Raw genomic sequence first — 25,897 nt, forward strand, 5'->3', positions numbered from 1 at the left:
GGACCGTACTGTCGGGCGGAGTGAACGGCGTAGATCGGGAGGCGAAGATGAGCTGGACATGGCGGTTCCTGGCGCCGGACGGCGGTAACGCGTCGGGTGTCGACGACGGCGCGGGGCGCTCGGAGGCCGGCTTCCCGACGCAGTCCGACGCCGAGAGCTGGCTGGGAGAGCACTGGCGCGGGCTGGTCGAGGCCGGCGTCGACTCGGTGGTGCTGGTCGAGGACGGCCGGGACGTCTACGGCCCGATGAGCCTCAAGCCGCCGGACTGACGGCGGAGGCCGCCGGGCCGGCGGCCGCGGTGCGGCGGGCCGGTCCGGTGTAGACCGGCCCGCCGCGCGTGCGAGCCCTGTGACTGCCGTCAGTACTTGGGCGACCTCTTGGCGGTCTCGGCCGGGTCGCGCACGACGGCGTCGCCCAGCACGTCGTCGATCGCCGTCAGCAGATCCGCGTCGAGCGTGACCCCACTGGCCTTGACGTTCTCGGTGACCTGCTCCGGCCGCGAGGCGCCGACGATGGCGGCCGCGACGTTGCGGTTCTGCAGCACCCACGCCACCGCGAGCTGGGCGAGCGAGAGCCCGGCCTGCTCGGCGAGCGGCTGCAGCCGCTGCACGCGGCCGAGGACGTCGTCGGTGAGCCAGCGCCGGGTGATGTCGGAGCCGCCTGACGTCAGCGCGCCGCGGGAGCCCTCGGGCGCCCCCTGGCCCGGCTGGTACTTGCCGGTGAGCACGCCCTGGGCGATGGGCGAGAAGACGATCTGCGAGACCCCCACCTCTTCCGAGGCCGGCACGACGTCGGACTCGATGACTCGCCAGAGCATGGAGTACTCGGGCTGGTTGGAGACGAACGGGATGCGCAGCTCGCGCGCGAGGGCGTGGCCCTGGCGGATCTGCTCGCCGGTCCACTCCGAGACGCCGATGTAGAGGGCCTTGCCGGAGCGGACGAGGTCGGCGAACGCCTCCATCGTCTCCTCGAGCGGGGTGCTCGCGTCGTAGCGGTGCGCCTGGTAGAGGTCGACGTAGTCGACGCCGAGGCGGCGCAGGGAGCTGTCGATCGACTCGTGGATGTGCTTGCGCGACAGGCCGCGGTCGTTGGCGCCGTCATGGCCGACGGGCCAGAACACCTTCGTGAAGATCTCGAGCGACTCACGCCGGATGCCGGCCAGCGCCCGGCCGAGGACCTCCTCGGCGCGGCCGCCCGCGTAGACGTCGGCGGTGTCGAACGTGGTGATGCCGGCGTCGAGCGCCGCGCGGACGCAGGCGACGGCGGTGTCGTCCTGCACCTGGGAGCCGTGCGTGATCCAGTTGCCGTACGCGATCTCACTGATCTTGAGGCCGGACCGGCCGAGGCTGCGAAAGTCCATGCACGAGAATCTATCGGTCCGGCCGCGGCGGCTCGCGAGGAGGGGCCCCAGACGTCAGATGTCGGACCATCGCCTCGATGCCGGGTGAGACAACGGCCGAGAACGAACCGAGGACTCAGGGGACCTTGGGTCCCATCGCCGAACGGTGGTGCATCACCCTTCGGGGAGGACCAGGTCCTTGGTGAAGAACCGGCTGAACTCGGCGTCGCTGTAGTAGCCGTAGGGCTCAGTGGGGACGTACCCGCTGGACTGGTACAGCGCCATGGCCTCGGGCTGCTTGAGGCCGGTCTCGAGGACGACCCGGCGGTATCCGGCCTTGACGGCCTGCGCCTCGAGCTCGGCCAGCAGCCGGCGGGCGTGGCCGCCGCCACGGTGCTCGTGCGCCACGTACATGCGCTTGATCTCGGCGACGCCGTCGTCGTGGCGGCGGAAACCGCCGGTGGCCACCGGCTCGTTGCCGACGAACCCGACGAGGAACTGGCCCTCGGGCGGGGTGAAGTCCTCGGGCGCGATGGGCCCGACGTCGGGGTCGCCGTAGCGCTCCGCGTACTCGAGCTGCAGCTCGCTCTCGAGCGCCCGCACGACGGGGTCGGCGTAGCGCAGCGCGCGGATGAACAGGCCGGTGTCGTCGCGGTCGGCCGTGGGCGCCGTGCTCACACGAGCGTCCCGGGCTTGACCTGAGGCTTGGGGAGGCGGAGCCGGCGCAGCTGGGTGGCGCGGGTGATGGCGTACAGCACGTGTCCCTTCCCGGGGTCGTCGGGGAAGCGCTTGCGCACCTCACGCTTCACCCGGACCCCGAGCATCGTCAAGTCGAGGATGAGCAGGATCATCGCGGCGAGCCAGACGATGGTGGACACGACCTGGACGGCGGCGATGCCGATGAGGCTGGTGAGCAGGATGATCAGGATGATCGGCAGGAAGAACTCCGCCACCGTGCGCCGGGAGTCGACGTAGTTGCGGATGAACATCCGCACCTCGCCCTGGTCGCGCGCGGGGAGGTGGCGTCCGTCGCCGGTGTTCAGCGCCTCGCGGGTCTTGACGCGTTCGGCGCGCATGCGCTCGCGCTCGCGCCGCATGGCCTCGCGGCGGTTCAGCGCGGGCCGGACCCGCTGCTTGCGGGCCTTCTGTGCCTCGGAGCGCTTGGGCGTGGGACGGCCCTTGCCACCGGCGCGGCCGGGGGCGTCCGCGACCTCGGCGGCGGGGACGTCAGCGGTCTCGGGAGAAGTTCGGCGACGGAACACGTTGACAAGGGTAGGACAGTATTCCCACCGGCCCTGCCACGCCGAGCCACCTACGCCGTAGGGTTGGATGGAAACACTGTGCTTGGCAGTGCCACCAGCTCGAGAAAGGGATACCTGGCCTCATGGGGATCCTCCAGCGAATGTCCATGATCTTCCGGGCGAAGGCCGAGAAGGCGCTCGACCGCGCCGAGGACCCCCGGGAGACGCTCGACTACTCCTACAAGAAGCAGCTCGAACTGCTTCAGAAGGTGCGCCGGGGCGTGGCCGACGTCGCCACCAGCCGCAAGCGCATCGAGGTCCAGATGACCCAGCTGCAGTCGCAGTCGGGCAAGCTGCAGGAGCAGGCGCAGAAGGCGCTGTCCCTGGGCCGCGAGGATCTCGCCCGCGAGGCCCTCACCCGCCGGTCCGGGCTGCAGAACCAGATCACCGACCTGCAGACTCAGCACCAGTCGCTGCAGGGCGAGGAGGAGAAGCTCACCCTCGCCGCCCAGCGGCTGCAGGCCAAGGTCGAGTCCTTCCGCACGAAGAAGGAGACGATCAAGGCCAGCTACACCGCCGCCGAGGCCCAGACGCGCATCGGCGAGGCGTTCAGCGGCATCTCCGAAGAGATGAGCGACGTCGGCCTGGCCGTCCAGCGCGCCGAGGACAAGACGGCGAACATGCAGGCGCGGGCGGGTGCCATCGACGAGCTGCTGGCGTCGGGCGCTCTCGACGACCCCACCGGCACGTCCAAGGACGACATCACGCTCGAGCTCGACCGCCTCGCGTCCACCAGCGACGTCGAGCTGGAGCTGTCGCGGATGAAGCAGGAGATCACCGGTGGCGCCGAGCCGCCGAAGCAGCTCGAGGGCAACGGTGCGGCCCCGGCCGCCGAGTCGGCCGAGCCGCAGCGGCAGCGCGAGGAGGGCCAGCTGTGATCATCCGCATCATGGGTGAGGGGCAGTTCGAGGTCGACGACACCCACCTGACCGAGCTCAACCGTCTCGACGACGTGCTGGGCGAGGCCATCGAGGGCGGCGACGACGACACCTTCCGCGCCGCACTGGGCGCCCTGCTCGCCGAGGTCCGACGGGCCGGCTCGCCGGTCGCCGACGACGCGCTGGTCGACAGCGACCTCGTCCTCCCCTACGACGAGGCGCACATCGACGAGGTGCGCGAGCTGCTCACCGACGAGGGCCTCGTCCCGTCGGAGCCGCCGGTCACGTGACCCGTGCTGCTGTCCTGCGTCGCCGGGCGGGTCACGTGGCGGCTCTCCCGGCGGCGACGGGAACGGCGGCCGCGGGCGGCGCGTTCCACCAGTAGGAGCGGTGTCACTCGCCGCAGGTAGGAAGGGAACAGCGTTGGCTCGCTCGAGGTTCGCCCCGGACCGGGGTCTCTCGTTCCGGATGGGCCTGACGATGATCGTCTTGGCCCTGCTCTACGTCGTGTTGATCGGCGCCATCTCGTACGGCACGGGCGCCGTCTGGCTCGGCGTGCTCATCGGCCTGGGTGTCCTGTGGGGCCAGTGGTACTTCTCCGACAAGCTCGCGCTGAGCGGTATGGGCGCCCGCGAGGTGTCGCCAGCCGAGGCGCCCGAGCTGCACGCCATGATCGACCGGTTGTGCGCTCTGGCCGACATGCCGAAGCCGCGGGTCGCCATCGCCGACACCGACATCCCCAACGCGTTCGCGGCCGGCCGCAGCCCCGACCGCGCCGTCGTCGCCGTCACCACCGGCGTCCTGCGCCGGCTCGACGAGCGCGAGCTCGAGGCCGTCCTCTCGCACGAGCTCTCGCACGTCGCACACCGCGACGTGCTGGTCATGACGGTGGCCTCGGTGGTGGGCGTGCTGGCCGGGTTCCTGACCAAGATGCTGCTCTGGTCCGGCCTGGGCAACAACCGCGGCGGCAACAACAACGCCGCCATCATGGTGCTCATCGTCACGGTCGTGGCGGCCGTGGTCTACGGCGTCAGCTTCGTGCTGACCCGGCTGCTCTCGCGCTATCGCGAGCTGGCCGCCGACCGCGCCGGCGCCATCCTCACCGGTCAGCCGTCGGCCCTGGCCAGCGCGCTGACGAAGATCTCCGGCGACATGGGCCGCATCCCGAAGAAAGATCTGCGCGCCGCCGAGCCGTACAACGCGTTCTTCTTCGTCCCGGCCCTCACCGGCAAGGTCGACATCGCGTCCCTCTTCGCCTCGCACCCGCCGCTGGAGAAGCGGCTCGAGCAGCTCAGCCGCATCTCCGTCGAGCTGGGCCGGGAGTGAATCCGTGGGTCTCCTCGACGCCCTCTTCGGTCGGTCCAAGCAGGTCCAGCCCAACCTCGACGCCCTGTTCGCGCTGCCCACGGCGGCGCTGACCCTGGAGGCGTCGGCCCAGATGCATCCCAGCGGGGTCGGCGCGGTGTGCTTCCGCCAGGCCGAGGGCGGCCCGTTCGCCCGGCTCAAGGCCGACGTCACCACGCTGCTCGGCGGCTCCGAGCCCGAAGAGGTGCACGACGCCTACGGCTACACCTGGCTGGTCGTGAAGCGGCAGCCGGAGCAGATGTCCGAGCTGTGCACCGACCTCCACGCGGTGAACTCCACGCTCGAAGAGGCCGGCTTCGGGCCGTCGCTGCTGTGCACGACCATCGGGCTGCGCTCCGAGGACGGCCGCGGGCTGGCGCTGGTCTACCTCTACAAGCGCGGCACGTTCTACCCGTTCGCGCCCCTGGACGCGCAGCGGCAGGACCGCGACAACGCGCTGGAGCTGCAGGTGCGCGCCCTGGTCGGTGGCGACCTCCCCATCGAGCCCGACGTCACCCGCTGGTTCCCCGTCTGGGGCGCCCCCGGCGTCTGACCCGAGGTGCCGCCGCTGCCGGAAGCTCCCCTCGCCCCGGGACGGACGAGGGGCGCTCGCGCGTGGACGCGAGGGGTCAGTCCTTGACGGCGCCGCTGCCGGGCAGTGCGAGCATGCGGTCGAGGGCGACCCCGGCCCAACGGGCGGTGTCGTCGTCGACCTCGATGCGGTTGACCACGCGGCCCTCGACCAGGCTCTCCAGCGTCCAGACCAGGTGCGGGAGGTCGATGCGGTTCATCGTCGCGCAGAAGCACACCGTCTTGTCGAGGAAGACGACCGTCTTGTCGGGGTGCTCGGCGGCCAGCCGCTTGACCAGGTTGAGCTCGGTGCCGACGGCCCAGGCCGAGCCGGCCGGCGCCTCGGCGATGGCCTTGATGATGTACTCGGTCGACCCGACGTAGTCGGCGCCGACGACGACCTCGTGCTGGCACTCGGGGTGGACCAGCACGTTGACGCCGGGGATGCGGGCCCGGACGTCGGCCACGGACTCGGCGCTGAACCGGCCGTGCACCGAGCAGTGGCCCTTCCACAGCAGCATGGTGGCCGCGCGCAGCTCCTCGTCGGTGACGCCGAAGCCCGGCTTGTGCGGGTCGATGACCACGCAGTCGTCGAGCGACAGGCCCAGCTGCAGAACGGCGGTGTTGCGGCCCAGGTGCTGGTCGGGCAGGAACAGCACCTTCTCGCCCTTCTCGAACGCCCACTCGAGAGCCTGCCTGGCGTTGCTCGACGTGCAGACGGCGCCGCCGTTGCGCCCGCAGAACGACTTGATGTCGGCCGACGAGTTCATGTAGGTGATCGGCACGGTGCTCGACGCGACGCCGGCCTCTTCGAGCCGCGCCCACGCGTCCTCGACCTGCAGGATGCGGGCCATGTCGGCCATGGAGCAGCCGGCGGCGAGGTCGGGCAGGATCACCTGCTGGTGGTCGCCGGTGAGGATGTCGGCCGACTCGGCCATGAAGTGCACGCCGCAGAAGACGATGAACTCCGCGTCGGGGCGGGCGGCGGCGTCGCGGGCCAGCTTGAAGGAGTCGCCGGTGACGTCGGCGAACTGGATGACCTCGTCGCGCTGGTAGTGGTGCCCCAGGACGAACACGCGGTCGCCCAGGGCCTCGCGGGCCCTGCGGGCGCGCTCGACCAGGTCGGGGTCGCTGGCGGCGGGCAGGTCACCGGGACACTCCACGCCACGCTCGCTGGTGGGGTCGGCGTTCCGGCCCAGCAGGAGCAACGGGACGGGTGTCGACGGGGTCTGGGTCACGGTCACGGCTCGTCAGCCCTCTCTCCGGCAGTCGGCGCCAACCTGGGTGTGGGCGTGCGACCGCGTCGCCTCGGCGCTGGTGACAACACACGCCGTCCTCACAATCGTCCCACGCCGTCAACCGAATCCGGTGGACGGGACGTACGGCGCGGGCGGGCGCATGTGGCGTAACGCCAGGTAGGAGTCCTGGTCGATGCGCAGACCAGCGGCGAGGCCGACGTCGATGGCCCACTCCTGGTCCGATGTGAGATTGCGCACGTCGACGGCCGACCCGGGCGCCGAACGCGCCAGCGCGGCCCAGAGCAGCCGCTGCGCCACGGCCCGGTTGGTCGCGGCCAGCCGGGTGACGCCCCACGGCGCGACGCAGGCGTAGCCGGTGCCGGTCAGCAGGTCGCAGACCAGCAGCGTGCTGTAGCCGAGGACGTGCGCGTTGTCGGGCCGGTGCGTGGCGCCGCGGACCCGGCGGTCCACGGAGTCGACCAGGTCGAAGTCGGCCGCGGTGCCGAGGCGGACACCGTCGACGGCGGGCAGGGCGGACCGGTCGACCACGCCGGTGAGCCGCATGGTCGGGTACAGCGTGAACCCGGCCCGGCGGTAGCGCCGCAGCGCCTGGTGGTCGGGCAGCGACGTCAGCATGCCGCGCAGGCAGCCGGCGCCGTAGCCGACGGCGGCCTGGAGCAGCGCGGTGCCGATGCCCCGGCCCTGGTGGCCGGGGTGGACGGCGTAGGAGGACAGGATCCACAGCAGGTCCCGGCGCAGCGAGATCGCGACGCCGGCGACGGGACCGGCGCCGCCGGCCTCGTCGGCGACCCAGCAGCCACCCGGGTCGGTGCCGAGCAGGTGCGCGGCCTGCTCGCGCCAGCGGCGGCGGTGGTCGCCGGTGCGGTCGGCGGGGTAGGCGAGTGCCGTCAGCCGCTCCACCGCGTCGACGTCCTCGGGTCGCATCGGCCGGATCCGCATGCCTCCACCGTCCCAGAGATCACAGGTCGATCAGCAGCCAGGTGGCACAGGCGACCCCCACGCCGAGCACGGCCAGCCGCAGCCCGCGGTCGGACAGCCGCTGCGCGATCCGGGCGCCGATGATGCCGCCGGCCAGGCTGAACGCCGCCAGCACCACCGCCACCGACCAGTCGACCGGCCCGAACACCGCGAACACCGCCACGGACAGCGCGCTGATCAGGAACGACAGGAACACCTTGAGCGCGTTGGCCTGCTGCAGCTTCGACGGGTGGACGAGCGCCAGCACGGCGAACAGCAGGATGCCCAGGCCCGCGCCGAAGTAGGCGCCGTACGCCCCCGCGGCGAACACCCCGCCCTCCGCGACGCCCGGCCGGCCGTCGCGCTCCGGCGAGGCCGCGGCGCCGCGGGCCGCCAGCGCCCGCGACAACCGCGGCTGCACGACGATCAGCACACAGCTGCCGACCAGCAGGAACGGCACCACCGTCTCGAAGACGCCCGGCGGCGGGAGCAGCAGCAGGACGCAGCCCAGCCCGGCGCCGACCAGCGACACCGCGCCCGACACGGCCAGCCGGCGCCGCGACACCCCGCGCAGCTGGGCCCGGTAGGTGAACGCGCTCGACGCGTATCCCGGCAGCAGCCCGGCGGCCTTGGTGACGTTGGCGGTCAGCGGCGGCAGCCCCATCCAGACCAGGACCGGGAAGGCCAGCATCGCCCCGCCGCCGGCGACCGCGTTGACGATGCCGGCGAGCAACCCGGCGGCCGCGACGACGACCAGCTCGACGCCGTTCACCCGGCGCTCACTCGGCGGGTCCGTAGGTCTCGTCGAGCAGGCGGCGGGTGTGGTCGACGTGCTCGGCCATGAGCGCGGCGGCGCGGTCCGGGTCGGATGCGGCCATGGCCTCGTAGACGTCCTGGTGCTGCCGCCACGACGCCGGCGCGCGGTCGAGGATGATCGACGCGAGGTACCAGTCGATGCGCACCTGCAGGCCGGCCAGTGTCTCGGCCAGCACCTGGCTGCCGGCGGTGTCGGTGACCAGCTGGTGGAACAGCCGGTTGAGGCCGACGAGCTCGCGCTTGTCGTCGCGATCGAGGGCGGCGAAGCCGTCGGCGCAGATGCCGGCCATGGCCCGCAGCGTCTCGGCGTCCATCCGCTGCGCGGCGAGCCGGGCGCTCTCGGCCTCGAGCAGCGTGCGCAGGTGGAACACCTCGTCGACCTCGCGGCGGGTCGGTTCGTGCACGAACGCGCCGCGGCCGGAGCGCAGCTCGACGAAGTGGCTGCGGGCCAGCATCTGCAGCGCCTCGCGCACCGGCTGGCGGCTCACCTGCAGCCGCTCGGCCAGCGTCTCCTCGCGCAGGTGCTCGCCCGGCGCCAGCACGCCGTAGATGATCAGCTGCTCGAGCTCGGAGCGCACCCGGTCGCGCAGCGGGCCGCCGCGCGCGATGGGCCGCCACCCCGGCGTCCCCCTGGTCCGGGTCCGGTCGGCCAGGCTCACGCCGTCTCCTCGCGGTCGTAGACGATCTCGCCCCTGACATAGGTGGTGCGGACCCGCAGCTCGGCGTCGAGCACGACCAGGTCGGCGTGCTGGCCGGGGATCAGCCGGCCGCGGTCGGTGAGGTCCAGCGACTCCGCCGGGACGGCGGACGCCATGCGCAGTGCGTCGGCCGTCTCGACGCCACCGAGGCGGACGACGGTGCGCACCGCGTCGCACAGCCGGTCGACGCCGCCGGCCACGGCGCCGGTGAGGGTCCGCGCCCCGTCCTCGGTGACCTCGACCTCGGTGCCGTCCCAGCGCGTCTGCCGGCCGGGCTGCAGGCCGGACACGTCGGAGCCGTCGCTGACGAGCATGATCCGCTCCCAGCCGGCGACGCCGACGGCGAAGCGCACCATCTCCGGGGCGACGTGGACGCCGTCGCCGACGATCTCGCAGCGCACCCGCGGGTCGGCGAGCAGCGCAGGAACGGGCCCGGGGGAGCGGTGGTGCATGGGCGGCAGCGCGTTGAACAGGTGCGTGGCGCGGTTCAGACCACGCCGGACGGCCGCCTCGGCCTGCTGGAACGACGCGCCCGAGTGGCCCAGCGACGGGTGCACGCCGGCCTCGGCGAGCCGGGCGACGGCATCCATGCCGTCGGGCAGCTCCGGCGCCAGCGTCACGACCTTGACGGCGCCGTCTCCGGCCTCGAGCAGGGCGTCGACGGCCTCGGGCGACGGCAGCCGGAGGTGCTCGGGACGGTGGACGCCGCGGTGCGACGGGTCGAGGAACGGCCCTTCGGCGTGGATGCCCACCAGGTCGACGCCGTGACCCCCGGCCAGGCGGCCGCGCAGGCCGGCCAGCCCGTCGAGCGACCGGTGCAGCTGGTCGGCGCTCGCGCCGGACGTGGTGGCCAGGCAGGACGTGACGCCGCCGGCCGCAAGCCAGCGGGAGATGCGGATGCCGGCGGCGGCGTCGGCGGCCATGAAGTTGGCGCCCAGGCCGCCGTGCACGTGGGTGTCGACGAATCCCGGCGCGACGATGCAGCCGGTGGCGTCGTGCACGATGTCGACCCGGACCGCGTCGGACGGGTCGGTGCCGGCCGGGACCTCGCCGGCGGCGATGGTCTGGATGACGCCGTCGCCGAACACGACGGAGCCGGGCTCGAGGCGGCCGTCGGCCCACAGCAGGATGCCGCCGGTGAGCGCGGTGCGCGGCGGCCGGGTTCCGGGCGTCCGCCGGCTGCTGGACGCGGTCACGGTGCACCCCCCACCCGCGCGGCGGACATGTCGTGCACGGACGATACCCGTCGCGGAGGCTCGGGTAACCGGCCGAGGAGCCGGATGGTCGCCGCCTGGAGTGCCACCCGTGCCTTGTGAGCAACTATCCAGGTCATAGTACGAATGCATACAGGATGCAGAACCGTCGAGTCAAGACGGCCGCTGCGTTCGGGCCGCAGCATGGACGGCGCCGTGACCGGTGTGCGACATACGGCACACTCGGACCATGCGGATCCTGGTTGCACCGGACAAGTTCGCCGGAACGCTCACCGCGGTCGAGGCCGCCGACGCCATCGCCGAGGGCTGGCGGCGCAGCGCACCCGGCGACGACGTCGTGGCCGTGCCCATGGCCGACGGCGGTCCCGGCTTCGTCGACGTCCTGCACTCCAGCCTCGGCGGCGAGCTGCTCGCCGCCACCGTCGCCGGGCCGCTCGGTGAGCCCGTCCCGGCCACGTTCCTGCTGGCCGGCGACACCGCGTTCATCGAGTCCGCGCAGGCCTGCGGGCTGGCGCTGCTGCCGCTCGGCGACGACGGCCGCACGCCGTTGCCCGGTTCGGCCGCGCGGGCGTCCACGTACGGCGTCGGCGAGCTGGTCGCGCACGCCGTCGACGCCGGGGCGCGGCGCGTGGTCGTCGGGCTGGGCGGATCGGGCACCAACGACGGCGGCGCCGGGCTGCTCGCGGCGCTGGGCGCGGTGGCGAAGCCCGAGGGCGCGCTGCTCGGCGGGTCCGACGCGCTGGCCGGGCTCACCGATCTCGACCTCGCGCCGGCCCTGGCCAGGCTCGACGGCGTGGCGCTGGTGGCGGCGTCCGACGTCGACAACCCGCTGCTCGGCCTGCGCGGCGCCACCAACGTGTTCGGCCCGCAGAAGGGCATCGTCGACGACGGCGCCAAGCTGGCGGCCGACGGGGCGCTGGCGACGTTCGCCGACCTCGCCGACCGCCGGGTCGCCGACCACCGCGGGGCCGGCGCCGCAGGCGGGCTGGGCTACGCGCTGCTGCTGCTCGGCGGCGTGCGCGAGCCCGGCTTCGACACCGTCGCCGGCGCCGTCGGACTGTCCGACCTCGTCGCCGGCGTCGACCTCGTCATCACGGGCGAGGGCAAACTGGACTGGCAGTCCATGAGCGGCAAGGTCGTGTCGGGGCTGGCGGCGCTGGCCGGTCCGGCGCTGCGCCCGTGCATCGCCGTCGCAGGCGCCGTCCAGGTCGGCAACCGCGAGCTGCGCGCCAACGGCATCGAGGCCGCGTACGCCATGGTCGACATCGTCGGCACCGAGGAGTCGTTCGGCCGGCCGCGCGAGAGCCTCGCCGCCGTCGCCGAGCGCGTGGCGCGCACCTGGAGCCGCTGACGAGATGTGTGACGCGGAAGGAATGTCCTTCTGCCGGGTCGCGTTGTAGCGTGGAGACGTAGTCCGACCTCGAAGCAGGAGAACGAGATGACGGTTCAGGAACAGGTCGCCGACGGTGTCGTGCTGACTGACGGCGCGGCATCCAAGGTCAAGGCGCTGCTCGACCAGGAGGGCCGCGACGACCTGGCGCTGCGCATCGCCGTTCAGCCCGGCGGCTGCTCGGGCTTGCGTTACCAGCTGTTCTTCGACGAGCGCTCCCTCGACGGCGACGTCGTCAAGGTCTTCGGCGGCGTCAACGTCGTCGTCGACCGCATGAGCGCCCCGTACCTCGGCGGAGCCACCATCGACTTCGTCGACTCCATCGAGAAGCAGGGGTTCACCATCGACAACCCCAACGCCGGCGGCTCATGCGCCTGCGGCGACTCCTTCCACTGAGCGGTCGCTCACCAAGGCTCTCGTCCCCTCGCCGGGGACGGGAGCCTTCGTGCTGTCAGTGCCGCCGGCGGACGGTGTAGGCGTCGCCGTCGGCGCCCAGGTACTCGTGGCCGCGCATGCGACACCACGCCGGCACGTCCGACGCCGCGGCGGGGTCGTCGGCCAGCACCGTCACCAGCGCGCCGACCTCGGCCTCGCCGATGTGCCTGGCCAGCTCGATGATCGGCAGCGGGCAGCGCATCCCGCGGCAGTCGAGCACCGGCGTGGCGTCGCTCACAGCGCCCCCAGCCCGGCGCGCAGCCGGGTCACCACGTCGGCGACGGCGACGAGGAGGCGGTCGACGTCGTCGCGGGTGGCGTCACTGGTCAGCGACACGCGGACGTTGCCGTGCGTGAGCGCCCCCATGGCGGCCAGCACGTGGCTGGGCCGCAGCGTGCTCGACGTGCAGGACGAGCCGCTCGAGATCGCGAACCCGGCCCGGTCCAGCTCCGTGACCAGTGCCTCACCGTCGACGTAGAGGCACGAGAACGTCACCAGGTGCGGCAGCCGCAACGTCGGGTGCCCCACGACGTCGACGTCGGCCAGCAGCTCCGGGACGCGGGCGCGGATGTGGTCGACGAGCTCGCGCTGCCGGGCGGCGACGGCGTCGGCCTCCTCCCAGCGGGCCCGCAGCGCCGCGGCGGCGGCCAGCGCGGCGGGCACGTTCTCGAAGCCGGGCACGCGGCCGCCCTCGCGCTCGTCCCCGGGGAGCGGGGAGCGCCAGCGCACGTTCCTGCGTACGGCGAGGACGCCGACGCCGGCGGGCCCGCCCCACTTGTGCGCGCTCGCCGTCAGCACCGACCAGCCGGCCGGCAGCGGGACCCGCCCGGCCGCCTGTGCGGCGTCGACCAGCAACGGGACGCCCCGGCCGGCGCAGTGCGCGGCCACCTCGTCGACCGGCTGGACGGTGCCCACCTCGTGGTTGGCGGCCTGCAGACAGGCCAGGACGGTGTCGTCGGCGACGGCGGCGGCGAACGCCGCGGGGTCGACCCGGCCGTCGCGGTCGACGCCGACCTCCACCGTCCGGGCCCCCTCGTGCCGGGCCAGGTGCGCCGCCGACTGCAGCACCGCGGAGTGCTCGACGGCGGAGACGGCGACCACCCGCGGATCGCCGGCCTCACGCCGTCGGGCCGCGGCCGTCCCCAGCATCCCCAGCTGGATCGCCTGCGTTCCGCTGGCCGTGAACGACACCTCGTCGGGACGGGCGCCGACGACCGCGGCGACGACCTCGCGGGCGTTGTCCAGCAGCATGCGGGCCCGGCGGGCCGAGCCGTACAGCCGCGCCGGATCGGCCCAGCCCTCGTCGGCGGCGGCCAGCAGCACCTCGCGCGCCGCGGGGTGCAAGGGCTCCGTCGACGCGGCGTCGAAGTACCCGTCGGACGAGGCCGACACGCCGCGCGTGCTCATCGTGTACCTCCCGGAATGACGGCGGACGGCTACCGCTAGGGTTGGGCGCGACAGGAGAAGTTTGCTCTCGCCACGGTGCCGGTTGCCAACCGCCCGCCCGGGCGAGCGGGTCGAAAGAGAAGGGCGCCTCGTGAGTCAGTCTGGCAGGGTCCGCCCGGCGCGTCGCCGGGCGGCGACCGCCGCCGTACTCCTTCTCGGCACGCTGATCGTGCTGGCTGGTTGCTCGGCACAGCAGCGCGACGACTGGTCGCGCCTGGCGCTCCCGGAGCCGGCCACAGAGGAGACGCCGCTGATCGGCAACCTGTGGGTCGGCGCCTGGGTCGCCGCGTTCGCCGTCGGCGTCCTGGTGTGGGGCCTGATCATCTGGGCGGTCATCGCCTACCGCCGGCGCGACGACGAGCTGCCGAAGCAGACGCGGTTCAACATCCCGATCGAGTTCCTCTACACGGTCGCCCCGCTGTTCGTCATCGTGCCGCTGTTCTGGTTCACGGCCGACCACCAGGAGAAGATCACCGAGCTGTCCGACGACCCCGACGTCACCATCGGCGTCATCGGCCAGCAGTGGTCCTGGACGTTCAACTACATGGACGAAGAGGCGCACGACATCGGCACCATCAACGACCGCCCGACGCTGTACCTCCCGGTGGGCCAGACGGTCCGGTTCGACCTCATGTCGCCCGACGTCATCCACTCCTTCTGGATCCCGGCGTTCTACATGAAGATGGACGTCATCCCGGGCCACCCCAACGCGTTCCAGGTCACCCCTGACCGCGAGGGCAGCTACGTCGGCCGCTGCGCGGAGCTGTGCGGCGCCTACCACCAGTCGATGCTGTTCAACGTCGAGGTGGTGTCCGAGCAGGAGTACCAGGACCACATCGACGCCCTGCGCGAGGCCGGCCAGGACACCATCATCGAGCCGCCCATCCGCGGCGCCTACGACGACGAGGTCCTGGACGACGAGAACACGGGGGGTGACCACGAGTGACCACATATCTGGAGCGGACCGCCGCGGCGGAAGCCGCCGTCACGCTGCCCAAGCGCAAGGGCAACGTGGTCGTCCGGTGGATGACGTCCACCGACCACAAGATCATCGGCTACATGTATCTGATCGCGTCGTTCGGGTTCTTCCTGTTCGGCGGCGTGCTGGCGCTGTTCATCCGGGCCGAGCTGTTCTCGCCCGGCCGTCAGGTCGTCAGCGACGAGATGTACAACCAGCTGTTCACCATGCACGGCACGATCATGCTGCTGCTGTTCGCGACGCCGCTGTTCATCGGCTTCGGCAACGTCATCGTGCCGCTGCAGATCGGCGCTCCCGACGTCGCGTTCCCGCGGCTGAACATGTTCAGCTTCTACCTGTTCCTGTTCGGCGGGCTCATCGTCTGCGCGGGCTTCATCACGCCGGGCGGTGCCGCGGACTTCGGCTGGTTCGCCTACGCGCCGCTGCACAACACCGTCTACAGTCCGAACGTCGGTGGCGACCTCTGGGTCGCGGGCCTGGCGATGAGCGGTTTCGGCACCATCTTCGGCGCCGTCAACTTCATCACGACCATCGTGTGCATGCGCGCGCCCGGCGTCACGATGTTCCGGATGCCGATCTTCACCTGGAACATCTTCGTCACCAGCGTCCTGGTGCTGATCGCGTTCCCGCTGCTGGCGGCGGCGCTGTTCGCGATGTTCGCCGACCGCAACCTCGGCACCCACATCTATGATCCGACGGCGGGTGGTGCGGTCCTCTGGCAGCACCTGTTCTGGTTCTTCGGCCATCCCGAGGTCTACATCATCGCGTTGCCGTTCTTCGGCATCATCACCGAGGTCATCCCGGTCTTCAGCCGCAAGCCGATCTTCGGTTACAAGGGCCTGGTGTTCGCGACGCTGTCCATCGCCGGCCTGTCCGTGGCGGTGTGGGCGCACCACATGTTCGTCACCGGGGCGGTGAACCTGCCGTTCTTCGCGGCCATGACCATGCTCATCGCCATCCCGACCGGGCTGAAGTTCTTCGCCTGGATCGGCACCATGTGGCGAGGGTCGCTGACGTTCGAGACACCGATGCTGTTCTCCATCGGCTTCCTCGTGACGTTCCTGTTCGGCGGCCTCACGGGCATCATCCTGGCGTCGCCGCCGCTGGACTTCCACGTGTCCGACACCTACTTCGTGGTGGCGCACTTCCACTACGTGGTGTTCGGCACGGTCGTGTTCGCGATGTTCGCAGGGTTCTACTTCTGGTGGCCCAAGTTCACCGGCCGCATGCTCGACGAGCGCCTCGGCAAGGTGCACTTCTGGCTGCTGTTCATCGGCTTCCACGGCACGTTCATGGTGCAGCACTGGCTGGGCGTCGAGGGCTTCCCGCGGCGCTACTCCGACTACGAGCCGGGCGACGGGTTCACGTTCCTGAACCAGTTCTCGTCGGTGTTCGCCTTCGTGCTGGCCGCGTCGACGCTGCCGTTCCTGTGGAACGTGTGGCAGACCCGGCTCGCGCCGAAGGTGCAGGTCGACGACCCGTGGGGCTTCGGCAACTCGCTGGAGTGGGCCACGTCCTGCCCGCCGCCGCGGCACAACTTCACCTCGCTGCCGCGGGTGCGCAGCGAGCGGCCGGCCTTCGACCTCAAGTACCCCGAGGTCGCGGCCATGGCCGAGGGCAAACCGGCCAAGGCCGGGCCACTCACACAGACGCTCGGGCCCGCTGACGTCGCCGGCCCGGAGGAGGACAAGTGAAGATCGAAGGCATGATCTTCGCCATCGTGACGGTCTTCTTCGCGGGCGTCACGCCGGTGTACTGGTTCATGTCCGAGGACCCCACCGGCACGACGGCGCTCGTGCTGACGTTCGGCCTCGGCGCCATGATCGCGTTCTACTTCCTGCTGCTGTCGCGGCGCTTCCCGCCGCGGCCCGAGGACCGCGACGGCGAGGTCGAGGAGCTGGCCGGCGAGTACGGCTTCTACAGCCCGCACTCGTGGTGGCCGCTGGCCGCCGCCGGCGCGGTGTCGATGGTGTTCATCGGCCTCGTGTTCGCCTGGTTCATCTTCATCATCGGGGTCGCGCTGGCCGCCATGGCCGCGGTCGGCTGGGTGTTCGAGTACTACCGGGGCGAGTACGCCCACTGATCGCTCTCTGATCGACGCACATCGCCCGTGGGCCCGCTGGGTCCGCGGGCGATGTGCCTCGATGAGGTTTCGAGGCGGCCGATCCGGTTACCTCTGGGGTGTCAGATGCCACAGACATCCTCGGAGGAGGTCGCGATGATGGCTCAGCCTCTGACGGCGAAGATCCGGCGCGTGGACGACACCCTGCGCAAGCTGGTCGAACGCCGTGGCGACAACGACGATCCCGCCTACGCCCTGCGCACGGCGGAGTCGATCGACCGGTGGCTCGACGAGCGGATCGTGCTGATGCGCAGTCGCGACGGCGACCCGGCGCTGGTCACGACGGGCGAGCGGCGGGGCTGACGCCGACTGTCATGGCTCGGCGACCGGGCGCGCGATGTCGTCGCAGCTGACGTCGAGCGCGTCGCGGTGACCATGGCCCTGTGCGGCCGGGACCGGCGCCGTCGCCGTCGTCGACCCGGCCGGCGACGCGATGGCCGGCACCGGCTCGGGCTCCTTGTCCTTCGAGGTCGCCAGCACCGAGCCGAACAGGATGAAACCGAACCCGAGGGCGGTGAAGACGGTGAACCGCTCGTCCAGCACGAGGACGCCGAGCACCAGCGCGACCGCCGGGTTGACATAGGTGATGACGGTGGAGCGGCTCGGCCCGACCTCGGCGACCAGGGCGAAGAACACCAGGAACGCCGCTACCGTGCACACCACGCCCAAGCCGGTGATGCTGAGCCAGACCTCGCTCGACAGCGGCTCTCCGGGCCACTGCACCAGGCCCAGCGGCAGGTACAGGACGGCCGACACCGTCAGCGACGCGGCCATGACCCCGAGGCCGGGCAGGTGCGAGAGCCAGCGCGACAGGATGATCGGCCCGACGGCGTAGCAGACGGCGGTCCCCGCGACGGCGAGGACCGGCGCCGGGCTGCTCGCCTCGACGTCGAAGCCGACCAGCGCGGCGACGCCGGCGAACCCGACCAGCAGGCCGGCCAGCCGCCGCCCGCCCGGTCGCTGCTCGGTGCCCATGACCCACACCAGCACCGCGCCGACCAGCGGCACGGCGGCGACGAGCAGGCCGGTGAGCGAGCTGGTGAGCTCCTGCTCGGCGTACCCGAGGAGATACCAGGGGATGCAGACCTCGATGAGGGTGAAGGCGAGCAGCGGCCGCCAGTAGGGGACCAGCGGGCGCAGATAGCCCTTCCGGGCGGCGAGCGGCAGCAACAGGGCCGCGCCGATGGCCGTCCGAGCCAGCACGATCGCGGCCGGGGACAGCTCCTCGACGGCCACCTTGATGAGCAGATAGGGGATGCCCCAGATGATCCCCAGCGCGACGAAGAGAATCCACCCTCGACGGGACAACCCGGGCCTCCTTTGCCCCTCACGACGCGCTCCGCTCGGAGCACGTCGTCCACAGCATCATCCGGCGACGGCAGTTGTCCACATTTCGGCGATCGGCGGTTGAGCCGGGCGGCCGGGCGGGGGAGTGTCGCCTCCATGACGATACGCGAACACCTCAGCGGCGCGGCGACGGCGGGCGGGCCGGGCGACCTCCTGGCCGCGGTACCGCACCTCATCGGCTTCCACCCGCATTCCAGCCTCGTCGTCGTCTGCGTCGACCTGGAGAAGCGGCGCACCGGCATGATCATGCGCCTCGACCTGCCCGCACCCGAGCACGAGAAGGACTACGCGGCCGACCTGGCGCAGCGCATCGAGCACCACCCTCCCGACGCCGTCATCCTGCTCTGCTACGGCGCAGAGCCGGACGCTCCGGGCCACCCGCCCGACGACCGCGCAGGCGGGCTGCCGCGTGCGGGGCTGATCGCGCACATCCTCGACCACCTGGCCGGCGGCCCGGTCCAGGTCCTGGGCACCGCGTACGTCGACGACGGGCGGTGGTGGACCTACGACTGCGACCATCCGGGGTGCTGCCCGCCCGGCGGTGTCGCGTTGCCCGACTCCGGCACCGGCACCGCGGCTGACGTCGCGGCGCGGGCGGCGCTGCAGGGACGGCGCACGCTGTCGTCGCGGCGCGAGCTCGAGGACGCCGTGCGCGGGCCCACCGGCGCGGACGAGGAGGCGCTGCTGCGGGTCTTCGAGCGGGTCGACCGCGAGCTGGCCGCCGAGGCGCGTGCCGACGGCGCCGAGGCCGTCCGCGGGCGGACCCTGGCCCTGGCGAGGGTGCTGCTGACGCAGTCCGCCGAGGGCCGGCTCGACCTCTCCGACGACGACGTCGCCCGGATGTGCCTCGGCGCGGCCGACCTGCCGGTGCGCGACCGGTTCGTGGCGCTCCAGACACCCGATCCGGCGGCCTGGCTGAGCCTGCTGACCGCGCTGGCCCGGCGCACGCCCGACGCGCGGTCGACGCCCGTCTGCACGGTCCTGGCCTGGGTCGCCTACCAGCAGGGCGACGGCGCCGTCGCGAACGTCGCGCTCGACCGCGTCCTGGCCGTCGACCCGGGGCACACCATGGCCATGCTGCTGCGCTACTGCCTCGACGGCCAGGTCACCCCCGACCACATCACCGCCATGACCCGCGCCGCGGCGTCCAGCGCCCGCAGGGAGGTGAGCGGCGTTCCCCGTCAGCCGTGACCATGGCGCTGTTGTCGCTGCCATGACGATCATGAGAGCGCCATGATCGAGCGCCCGCACCCGCGCCCGCGCCGGCACCGGCACCGGCGCGGGCTCGAAATGCGCAACGCCCAGGCCGTCCGCGGAGGACGACCCGGGCGCTCCGGTAGTGTTGCCGGTTACTGCTGGCCGCTGGGCAGCTCGTCGCGGTGATCGGCCTCGACGGCATCGTGGCCGTGGCCGCCGTCGTGGTGGGCCGACTCGAGCTCCTCCCGCGTCGGCTTCTGCACCACGTCGCCGAAGTAGAAGCGGGAGAGGCGGGCCTGGACCCGCTTGCTCCGGTACTTCGGGTTCGGGATGCCGTTGGCGTCCGTGGCCGGCCCCGGGTCCGACGGCAGCTGCCGCTCGTGCCAGGTGATCTGGTAGGCCTCGGGCGGCGTGAGCGGCGCGTGCAGCTCGGAGAACTCGCCGTCGGGGCTGACCATGACGATGCCGGTCTCGCGGCCGTGCATGACCTTGTCGCGGTCGCGGCGCTGCAGGCCCAGGCAGATCCGCTTCGTCAACACGAACACCAGCGGTGGCAGCACGATGATGCCGACCTGGATGAAGCGGGTGATCCAGTTGACCGGTATCTCGAGCACAGTGGCGAAGAAGTCGTTGCCACCGGCGATCATCAGCAGCAGGTAGAACGTGATGAACGCGGCGCCGATGCCGGTGCGGACGGGCACGTTGCGGGGCCGGTCCAGCAGGTGGTGCTCACGCTTGTCGCCGGTCGCCAGCTGCTCCAGCCACGGGTACAGCGCGAGCGGCGTCAGGATGAGCCCGGGCAGGATGATCGCCGGGATCAGCACGCTCATCGTGATCGGGCGGTCGAAGACGTAGAACTCCCACGCAGGCATCACGCGCAGTGCCCCGTCGAGGAAGCCGACGTACCAGTCGGGCTGGGTACCGGCCGACACCACCGATGGATCGTACGGGCCCCACAGCCAGACCGGGTTGATCTGGATGGTCGCGGCCAGCAGGACGAGGACGCCCATGACGATGAACTGGAAGCCGCCGGCCTTGGCCACGTAGATCGGGTAGAACGGCGCGCCGGCGACGTTCTCGTTGGTCTTGCCGGGGCCGCCCCAGTGGGTGTGCTTCTGGTACCAGAGGATCATCAGGTGGGCCGTGACCAGCGCCAGGATGAGACCTGGGATCAGCAGGATGTGCATGGGGTAGAGCCGGGCGATGATGTCGTCGCCGGGATACTCGCCGCCGAACAGGAACGACGAGGCGTAGGTCCCGATGATCGGGATCGCCAGCATGCCGCCCTCGATGATGCGCAGGCCGGTGCCGGACAGCAGGTCGTCGGGGAGGGAGTAGCCGGTGAAGCCGGCCGCCACGCCCAGAAGCAGCAGGATGACGCCGATCAGCCAGTTGATCTCGCGCGGCTTGCGGAAGGCGCCGGTGAAGAAGACCCGCAGCATGTGCGCCGACATGGCGGCCAGGAAGATCAACGCGCCCCAGTGGTGCACCTGACGCATGAGCAGGCCGCCGCGCACCTCGAACGACAGCTCGAGGGTCGTGGCGTACGCCTCGGACATGCCCACGCCGCGCATCGGGGTGTAGGCGCCCTCGTACACGATGTGCGCCATCGACGGCTTGAACCACAGCGTCAGGAACACGCCGGACAGCAGGATCATGATGAAGCTGAACAGCGCGATCTCGCCGAGCAGGAACGACCAGTGGTCGGGGAAGACCTTGCGGATGTTGCGCTTCAACCAGTTGGAGGCGGTGATCCGCTGGTCGACGAAGTCGACGACCTTGCCGGCACCGTTGACGATGGCGCTCATCGCGTGCGCTCCCAGTAGCTCGGCCCGACGGGCTCGGTGAAGTCGCTCTGCGCGATCAGATAGCCCTCGTCGTCGACGGCGATCGGCAGCTGCGGGAGGCTCCGCGTGGCCGGGCCGAAGATCACCTTGCCGTTGTCCGAGAGGTCGAACGTGGACTGGTGGCACGGGCAGAGCATGTGGTGCGTGGTCTGCTCGTACAGGCTGATCGGGCAGCCGACGTGCGTGCAGATCTTGGAGTAGGCCAGGATGCCGTCGACGTTCCAGTTCTCGCGGCCCGGGGCGACGTGGATGTCCTCGGGCAGCATGCGGACCAGCATGACGGGCGACTTGGCCCGTTCGTTGATGCGCTCGGGACCGTGGTCGGGGAGGTCCTCGAACGTGGCCGGCATCGCGTTGACCAGCTGGCCGATCTCGAGGTCGGCGGCCCGGATCGGCTGGAAGGTGACGTCGGTGAGGACGCGCACGCCCTCGTCCCAGATGGTGTGCGCCCTGCGCTCGCTGGGCGACAGGCCGGTGTTGGGGCCGAGGTCGCGCAGCATGATGACCGCGGGCAGCGGCAGCAGTGCCAACGCGCCGAGCAGCGAGTTGCGGATCAGCTTGCGACGGCCGAAGCCGGTCTCCTCGGTGCCGGTGTTGAAGTCGGCCAGGGCGGCGGCGCGGGTCTCGTCGTCGCTGCGCAGCGGGTGCCGCTCGTGCACGATCTCGGGAGAGGTCATGAGCGAGCGAGCCCACTGGACGGCGCCGGTGCCGACCAGGAACAGGGCCAGGCCCAGGGTCAGGCCGAGCGTGAGGTTCGAGACCTGCACGTCGCCGAGGTTGACGCCCGTCTCAGGGTCGTCGGGGTGGATGCCGAAGACCACGAAGGAGACGATGAAGGCGACGATCAGGATCGAGGCCAGCGCGAACATGCCGGCCACCTGGCGCTCGGCCCGGCGCCCGGCCTTCGGCTCGACGTCGGTGAGCCGCGGCTCCTCGTGGTGCAGGCCGGGGTCGGTGATCGGGTCGCCCTGACGGGCCACCGCGTCCGAGCCGTGGGGGACGACGGCGTGCTCGTCGCCGTTGGGGTTCTGGTTGTGGGTGCTCATGCCTTCGACGACCTCGTCACGATCCAGGTGGCCATGCCGATCAGCAGGCCGATGCCCACCAGCCACGCCCACAAACCCTCGGCGACCGGGCCGACGCGGCCGATGGCGAGGCCACCGGGGTTCGGCTCGTTCTGCACGGAGTCGAGGAAGGCGATGATGTCTCGCTTGTCCTCGGGCGTGACCGTCTTGTCGTTGAACACCGGCATCGCCTGCGGGCCGGTGAGCATGGCCTCGTAGATGTGCCGCGGCTCGACGCCCGTCAAATTGGGCGCGAACTGGCCCATGGTCAGGGCGCCGCCCTGGCCGGTGGTGTTGTGGCACTGCGAGCAGTTGGTGCGGAACAGTTCGCCGCCGCGGGCGACGTTGCCGGCCGCGGGGTCGAGGTACTCCTCGGGCGGGCGCTCCGGCCCGGGAGCCAGCGAGGCGACGAACTCGGACAGGGCGTCGATCTGCTCCTGGCTGTACGAGACGGGCTTGCGCTCCGCCTGCGCGGACGGCGCGGCCAGCGGCATGCGGCCGGTGCCGACCTGGAAGTCGACGGCGGCGGCGCCGACACCGATGAGCGACGGGCCGAGAACCTCGCCGTCGCGGGCCACCTGGCCCTCGCCGTCGAGGCCGTGGCACGAGGAGCAGCCGATGGCGAACAGCTGCCGGCCCTCTTCGATCTGCGTGGACGAGGCGGCCTGCACGTTCTGCGAGGTGGTCGGAGCCAGCGCGGCGTAGGCCCCGCCCGTGGTGAACAGGACGGCGACCAGCACCCCGACGGCGGCGAGCGGGTGCCGTCGCCGGGTGGACAGCAGCCGCCCGATCCAGGAGCCGCCGGGCCGGCCGGGCAACGATCTGGGCACGTCTCTCCTCGTCACTTGACCACGTAGATGGTGAGGAACAGGGCGATCCACACGACATCGACGAAGTGCCAGTAGTAGGACACGACGATCGTGCTGGTGGCCTGTTCGTGGGTGAACCGGCGCGTCATGTAGGTGCGCCCCAGCAGGAACAGGAACGCGATGAGCCCGAGCGTGACGTGCAGGCCGTGGAATCCGGTGGCCAGGTAGAAGATCGAGCCGTACGGGTCGCTGGACAGCGTCAGGCCCTCGTGCATGGCCAGCTCGGCGTACTCGAAGACCTGGCCGCCGATGAAGAACGCGCCCATGAGGAACGTCAGCACGAACCACTCGCGCATGCCCCACTTGCCGACCTGGAACACGGTGCCCAGCCGCCCGACCTGGCCGCGCTCGGCCCGCAGCACGCCCAGCTGGCACGTGACGGACGACAGCACCAGAACGGTGGTGTTGAGCAGCGAGAAGGGGACGTTGAGCAGCTCGGACTGCTGATCCCAGAGTGCCGGGGCATTGGACCGGAGCGTGAAGTAGATCGCGAACAGGGCCGCGAAGAACATCAGCTCGCTGGACAGCCACACGATCACCCCGACGGCGACGAGATTCGGTCGCTCGGGTTGCCGCGTGTGGGCAGCGTCGACGGCGGTTGCAGAAGCCACGTCCGTCATTATGTCGGTCGCTCTTCGCGAGCACGACAGGACCCCGGGGTAGAGACGCCCGGCGTGTCCCTATCGATACTCGCCGAGGCGTCGGAGGTGAAGCAAGCCTTACCTTCACCATCCGGACCTGGCGGCGCCCTCGCCGGTGAGAACGTGCGCACCGGTACCATCGTTCCGACCAGCCAGCCATCACGACCGATGCCAGCGAGGGCCCGCAGGATGAGCAGCACCGAGCCGACCATGACGATCCTCGTCTACAGCGACGACCGCGCCACCCGCGAGCAGGTGCGGCTGGCCGTCGGCCGGCGTCCCGCGGCCGACCTGCCCAAGGTCGAGTTCGTCGAGGTCGCCACGCCCGCCGTCGTCATCCGGACGCTCGACGCCGGCGGCATCGACGTCGCCGTGCTCGACGGTGAGGCGGTCCCCGAGGGCGGCATGAGCCTCGCGCGCACCATCAAGGAAGAGATCTACAACGCGCCGCCGGTGCTCGTGCTCATCGGCCGGCCCCAGGACGCCTGGCTGGCCACGTGGTCGCGCGCGGAGTCGGTCGTGTCGCACCCGCTCGAACCCATCGCCGTCGCCGACGCCGTCGCCGACCTCATGCGGCGCCGCGCCAGCGGCGTTCCCGCCACGTCATGAGCGAGACGCAGCAGACCTGGCCCGCCGTCCTGACGGCGCTCGTCAACGGCGAGGACCTCTCCACCGAGGCGGCCGCCTGGGCGATGGGCGAGATCATGCGCGGCGAGGCCACGCCGGTGCAGATCGCCGGGTTCGCGGTCGCACTGCGTGCCAAGGGCGAGACGGTCACCGAGCTCGAGGGCCTGGTCCAGGCCATGTACGACGTCGCGACCCCGTTCCCCGACCCCGGCCCGGCCCTCGACATCGTCGGCACCGGCGGCGACCGCGCGCACACCGTCAACATCTCCACCATGGCCGCCATCGCCGCGGCCGGCGCCGGCGCGCGGGTCGTCAAGCACGGCAACCGGGCCGCGTCGTCGCTGTGCGGGTCGGCTGACCTGCTCGAAGGGCTGGGCATCCGGCTCGACCTGCCGCCCGCCCGCGTGGCCGAGATCGCCGTCGAGGCCGGCATCACCTTCTGCTTCGCCCCGGCGTTCCACCCGTCGCTGCGGCACGCGTCGACGGCGCGCAGCGAGCTGGGCATCCAGACGACGTTCAACATGCTCGGCCCCATGGCCAACCCGGCCCGGCCCAGCGCCCAGGCCGTCGGCGTGGCCGACGCGCGGGTGGCGGCGCTGATCGCCGGCGTGCTGGCCGGGCGCGGCACGTCCGCTCTGGTCTTCCGCGGCGACGACGGTCTCGACGAGCTCACCACCACGACGACGTCGCGGGTGTGGGTCGTGCGCGACGGCGACGTCGCCGAGGAGCGGTTCGACCCGGCGTCCCTCGGCATCGCGCCGGTGCCGGCCGAGGCGCTGCGCGGCGGCGACGTCGCCTACAACGTCGGCGTGGCCCGGCGGTTCGTCGGCGGCGAGACGGGGCCGGTGCGCGACGCCGTCCTGCTCAACGCCGCGGCCGGGCTGGCGGCGTACGAGGCGCTGGACGCGCCGCTGACCGACCGGCTGGCGGCGGGCCTCGAAAAGGCCGCCGCCGCCGTCGACTCCGGCGCGGCGGCGCAGCTGCTCGACCGCTGGATCGCGGCCGCCTCGGCCTGACGCCGGGAGTGCTCCGGCGATCGCGAGCCGGGACCGCCGGTGCCCGCCCCGATGGTGGGCCCCACCCGACGGGCCGGGCGCGACCGCGTCAGCTGCGGCCGGGCGTGGCCGGCTCGGATGCGGGCGCGCTGACGTCAGAAGGGACGGGGCGCCGCGCTCACGTCAGGCCGGCGGGTGGCTCACGGCAGACGCCGCCCGGCACCGGCCCGTCCGTGCTGCCGCTGCCGCGACCGTCAGTCCTCGGCGCCGAGGGCGAAGGCCGCCTCGAGGTCGTGCTTGGAGTACGCCCGGAAGGCGATGTGCGTCTCGGTGTTGAGGACGCCGTCGACCTTGTTGAGCCGGTCGGCGACGACGTCGGCGATCGCGTCGTGGGTGCGGACCCGCACCAGCGCGACGAGGTCGATCTCGCCGGTGACCGAGTAGACCTCGCTGACGCCGTCGAGGGCGGCGATCTCGGTCGCGATCTCCGGGATGCGCGCGACGTCGGCCTGGATGAACACGATCGCAGTGATCACGTGATGTCTCCTCGGGGGTGTGCCTG

The 25,897-nt window shown here is 71.8% G+C and carries 30 protein-coding genes; 14 read left to right on the forward strand and 16 right to left on the reverse strand.

Annotated features, from left to right (window positions below):
* Positions 1–47: 47 nt before the first annotated feature.
* Complete coding sequence (locus E1212_RS12655; RefSeq protein WP_131982911.1) at positions 48–269, forward strand: hypothetical protein; 222 nt, start codon at positions 48–50, stop codon at positions 267–269.
* An 89-nt stretch (positions 270–358) separates the two neighbouring features.
* Here E1212_RS12655 and E1212_RS12660 read toward each other — a convergent pair whose 3' ends face one another.
* From E1212_RS12660 to E1212_RS12670, 3 genes are all read right to left on the reverse strand, one after another.
* On the reverse strand, positions 359–1,360 hold the full coding sequence (locus E1212_RS12660; RefSeq protein ID WP_131982913.1) for an aldo/keto reductase family protein: 1,002 nt from the start codon (positions 1,358–1,360) through the stop codon (positions 359–361).
* Between the two features lie 153 nt (positions 1,361–1,513).
* Positions 1,514–2,017 carry a GNAT family N-acetyltransferase gene (locus tag E1212_RS12665; RefSeq protein ID WP_238992334.1) on the reverse strand — a complete coding sequence of 168 codons (504 nt, stop codon included), beginning with the start codon at positions 2,015–2,017 and terminating at the stop codon, positions 1,514–1,516.
* Positions 2,014–2,601 carry a DUF3043 domain-containing protein gene (locus E1212_RS12670; RefSeq protein ID WP_131982915.1) on the reverse strand — a complete coding sequence of 196 codons (588 nt, stop codon included), beginning with the start codon at positions 2,599–2,601 and terminating at the stop codon, positions 2,014–2,016. The genes E1212_RS12665 and E1212_RS12670 overlap by 4 nt, the downstream gene beginning before the upstream one ends.
* Before the next feature lie 140 nt (positions 2,602–2,741).
* Here E1212_RS12670 and E1212_RS12675 point away from each other — a divergent pair, with 140 nt between their 5' ends.
* The 4 genes from E1212_RS12675 to pspAB all read left to right on the forward strand — a co-directional run bounded on the left by E1212_RS12675 (position 2,742) and on the right by pspAB (position 5,415).
* Positions 2,742–3,518: a PspA/IM30 family protein gene (locus E1212_RS12675; RefSeq protein WP_203416802.1), complete on the forward strand. Its 777-nt coding sequence runs from the start codon at positions 2,742–2,744 to the stop codon at positions 3,516–3,518.
* Entirely contained in the window at positions 3,515–3,808 is a 294-nt protein-coding gene (pspAA, locus tag E1212_RS12680) for a PspA-associated protein PspAA (RefSeq protein ID WP_131982919.1), read from the forward strand. The genes E1212_RS12675 and pspAA overlap by 4 nt, the downstream gene beginning before the upstream one ends.
* A gap of 133 nt (positions 3,809–3,941) precedes the next feature.
* Complete coding sequence (gene htpX / locus E1212_RS12685; protein WP_131982921.1) at positions 3,942–4,844, forward strand: zinc metalloprotease HtpX; 903 nt, start codon at positions 3,942–3,944, stop codon at positions 4,842–4,844.
* 4 nt (positions 4,845–4,848) lie between these two features.
* Complete coding sequence (gene pspAB / locus E1212_RS12690; protein WP_131982923.1) at positions 4,849–5,415, forward strand: PspA-associated protein PspAB; 567 nt, start codon at positions 4,849–4,851, stop codon at positions 5,413–5,415.
* Between the two features lie 76 nt (positions 5,416–5,491).
* Here pspAB and nadA read toward each other — a convergent pair whose 3' ends face one another.
* From nadA to nagA, 5 genes are all read right to left on the reverse strand, one after another.
* Positions 5,492–6,676: a quinolinate synthase NadA gene (nadA, locus tag E1212_RS12695; protein ID WP_131982925.1), complete on the reverse strand. Its 1,185-nt coding sequence runs from the start codon at positions 6,674–6,676 to the stop codon at positions 5,492–5,494.
* A 111-nt stretch (positions 6,677–6,787) separates the two neighbouring features.
* Positions 6,788–7,630: a GNAT family N-acetyltransferase gene (locus E1212_RS12700; RefSeq protein ID WP_131982927.1), complete on the reverse strand. Its 843-nt coding sequence runs from the start codon at positions 7,628–7,630 to the stop codon at positions 6,788–6,790.
* A 19-nt stretch (positions 7,631–7,649) separates the two neighbouring features.
* Positions 7,650–8,420: a sulfite exporter TauE/SafE family protein gene (locus E1212_RS12705; protein ID WP_131982929.1), complete on the reverse strand. Its 771-nt coding sequence runs from the start codon at positions 8,418–8,420 to the stop codon at positions 7,650–7,652.
* A gap of 7 nt (positions 8,421–8,427) precedes the next feature.
* Entirely contained in the window at positions 8,428–9,123 is a 696-nt protein-coding gene (locus E1212_RS12710; protein ID WP_131982931.1) for a GntR family transcriptional regulator, read from the reverse strand.
* Positions 9,120–10,358, reverse strand: coding sequence for an N-acetylglucosamine-6-phosphate deacetylase (gene nagA / locus E1212_RS12715; RefSeq protein WP_162605447.1), 1,239 nt, complete (start codon positions 10,356–10,358; stop codon positions 9,120–9,122). Before nagA ends, E1212_RS12710 begins: the two co-directional genes overlap by 4 nt.
* A gap of 247 nt (positions 10,359–10,605) precedes the next feature.
* Here nagA and E1212_RS12720 point away from each other — a divergent pair, with 247 nt between their 5' ends.
* Together E1212_RS12720 and E1212_RS12725 are read left to right on the forward strand one after the other, a co-directional pair.
* The gene (locus tag E1212_RS12720) at positions 10,606–11,727 is read left to right on the forward strand and encodes a glycerate kinase family protein (protein WP_131982935.1); all 1,122 of its coding nucleotides are present in this window, start codon (positions 10,606–10,608) and stop codon (positions 11,725–11,727) included.
* Between the two features lie 87 nt (positions 11,728–11,814).
* Complete coding sequence (locus E1212_RS12725; protein ID WP_131982937.1) at positions 11,815–12,162, forward strand: HesB/IscA family protein; 348 nt, start codon at positions 11,815–11,817, stop codon at positions 12,160–12,162.
* A 55-nt stretch (positions 12,163–12,217) separates the two neighbouring features.
* Here the strand turns inward: E1212_RS12725 and E1212_RS12730 are convergent, their stop codons facing one another.
* Positions 12,218–12,403, reverse strand: a complete 186-nt coding sequence (locus tag E1212_RS12730; RefSeq protein WP_131983008.1) for a sulfurtransferase TusA family protein — start codon at positions 12,401–12,403, stop codon at positions 12,218–12,220.
* A 32-nt stretch (positions 12,404–12,435) separates the two neighbouring features.
* Positions 12,436–13,608, reverse strand: a complete 1,173-nt coding sequence (locus E1212_RS12735; protein WP_131982939.1) for a cysteine desulfurase family protein — start codon at positions 13,606–13,608, stop codon at positions 12,436–12,438.
* Between the two features lie 130 nt (positions 13,609–13,738).
* Here E1212_RS12735 and ctaC point away from each other — a divergent pair, with 130 nt between their 5' ends.
* The 4 genes from ctaC to E1212_RS12755 all read left to right on the forward strand — a co-directional run bounded on the left by ctaC (position 13,739) and on the right by E1212_RS12755 (position 17,051).
* Positions 13,739–14,593, forward strand: a complete 855-nt coding sequence (ctaC, locus tag E1212_RS12740; RefSeq protein ID WP_131982941.1) for an aa3-type cytochrome oxidase subunit II — start codon at positions 13,739–13,741, stop codon at positions 14,591–14,593.
* Positions 14,590–16,320 (forward strand): aa3-type cytochrome oxidase subunit I, encoded by a 1,731-nt coding sequence (gene ctaD, locus E1212_RS12745; protein ID WP_238992336.1) that lies wholly within the window; start codon positions 14,590–14,592, stop codon positions 16,318–16,320. The genes ctaC and ctaD overlap by 4 nt, the downstream gene beginning before the upstream one ends.
* Complete coding sequence (locus E1212_RS12750; RefSeq protein WP_131982943.1) at positions 16,317–16,709, forward strand: cytochrome c oxidase subunit 4; 393 nt, start codon at positions 16,317–16,319, stop codon at positions 16,707–16,709. The genes ctaD and E1212_RS12750 overlap by 4 nt, the downstream gene beginning before the upstream one ends.
* 135 nt (positions 16,710–16,844) lie before the next feature.
* Positions 16,845–17,051 carry a hypothetical protein gene (locus tag E1212_RS12755; protein WP_131982945.1) on the forward strand — a complete coding sequence of 69 codons (207 nt, stop codon included), beginning with the start codon at positions 16,845–16,847 and terminating at the stop codon, positions 17,049–17,051.
* A 9-nt stretch (positions 17,052–17,060) separates the two neighbouring features.
* Here the strand turns inward: E1212_RS12755 and E1212_RS12760 are convergent, their stop codons facing one another.
* Positions 17,061–18,056, reverse strand: a complete 996-nt coding sequence (locus E1212_RS12760) for a DMT family transporter (RefSeq protein ID WP_131982947.1) — start codon at positions 18,054–18,056, stop codon at positions 17,061–17,063.
* A 135-nt stretch (positions 18,057–18,191) separates the two neighbouring features.
* On the opposite strand from E1212_RS12760, the gene E1212_RS12765 reads away from it, so the two are divergent.
* Positions 18,192–19,286 carry a DUF4192 domain-containing protein gene (locus E1212_RS12765; protein WP_131982949.1) on the forward strand — a complete coding sequence of 365 codons (1,095 nt, stop codon included), beginning with the start codon at positions 18,192–18,194 and terminating at the stop codon, positions 19,284–19,286.
* Positions 19,287–19,444: 158 nt separating this feature from the next.
* Here the strand turns inward: E1212_RS12765 and qcrB are convergent, their stop codons facing one another.
* The 4 genes from qcrB to ctaE are packed head-to-tail and all read right to left on the reverse strand — an operon-like array spanning position 19,445 to position 23,692.
* Positions 19,445–21,100, reverse strand: coding sequence for a cytochrome bc1 complex cytochrome b subunit (gene qcrB, locus E1212_RS12770; protein WP_131982951.1), 1,656 nt, complete (start codon positions 21,098–21,100; stop codon positions 19,445–19,447).
* A complete protein-coding gene (gene qcrA, locus E1212_RS12775; protein ID WP_131982953.1) occupies positions 21,097–22,185 on the reverse strand; it encodes a cytochrome bc1 complex Rieske iron-sulfur subunit in 1,089 nt (362 codons plus the stop codon). Before qcrA ends, qcrB begins: the two co-directional genes overlap by 4 nt.
* Entirely contained in the window at positions 22,182–23,033 is an 852-nt protein-coding gene (qcrC, locus tag E1212_RS12780; RefSeq protein WP_238992337.1) for a cytochrome bc1 complex diheme cytochrome c subunit, read from the reverse strand. The genes qcrA and qcrC overlap by 4 nt, the downstream gene beginning before the upstream one ends.
* 11 nt (positions 23,034–23,044) lie before the next feature.
* On the reverse strand, positions 23,045–23,692 hold the full coding sequence (ctaE, locus tag E1212_RS12785) for an aa3-type cytochrome oxidase subunit III (protein ID WP_131982955.1): 648 nt from the start codon (positions 23,690–23,692) through the stop codon (positions 23,045–23,047).
* Positions 23,693–23,902: 210 nt separating this feature from the next.
* Here ctaE and E1212_RS12790 point away from each other — a divergent pair, with 210 nt between their 5' ends.
* Together E1212_RS12790 and trpD are read left to right on the forward strand one after the other, a co-directional pair.
* Complete coding sequence (locus E1212_RS12790; RefSeq protein WP_131982957.1) at positions 23,903–24,322, forward strand: response regulator transcription factor; 420 nt, start codon at positions 23,903–23,905, stop codon at positions 24,320–24,322.
* The gene (gene trpD / locus E1212_RS12795) at positions 24,319–25,356 is read left to right on the forward strand and encodes an anthranilate phosphoribosyltransferase (RefSeq protein WP_131982959.1); all 1,038 of its coding nucleotides are present in this window, start codon (positions 24,319–24,321) and stop codon (positions 25,354–25,356) included. Before E1212_RS12790 ends, trpD begins: the two co-directional genes overlap by 4 nt.
* Before the next feature lie 233 nt (positions 25,357–25,589).
* Here the strand turns inward: trpD and E1212_RS12800 are convergent, their stop codons facing one another.
* Positions 25,590–25,871, reverse strand: a complete 282-nt coding sequence (locus tag E1212_RS12800; protein ID WP_131982961.1) for an Lrp/AsnC family transcriptional regulator — start codon at positions 25,869–25,871, stop codon at positions 25,590–25,592.
* Between the last annotated feature and the right edge of the window lie 26 nt (positions 25,872–25,897).

Origin of the sequence: Jiangella ureilytica, from assembly GCF_004348545.1 — a bacterium.
GTDB lineage: Bacteria > Actinomycetota > Actinomycetes > Jiangellales > Jiangellaceae > Jiangella > Jiangella ureilytica.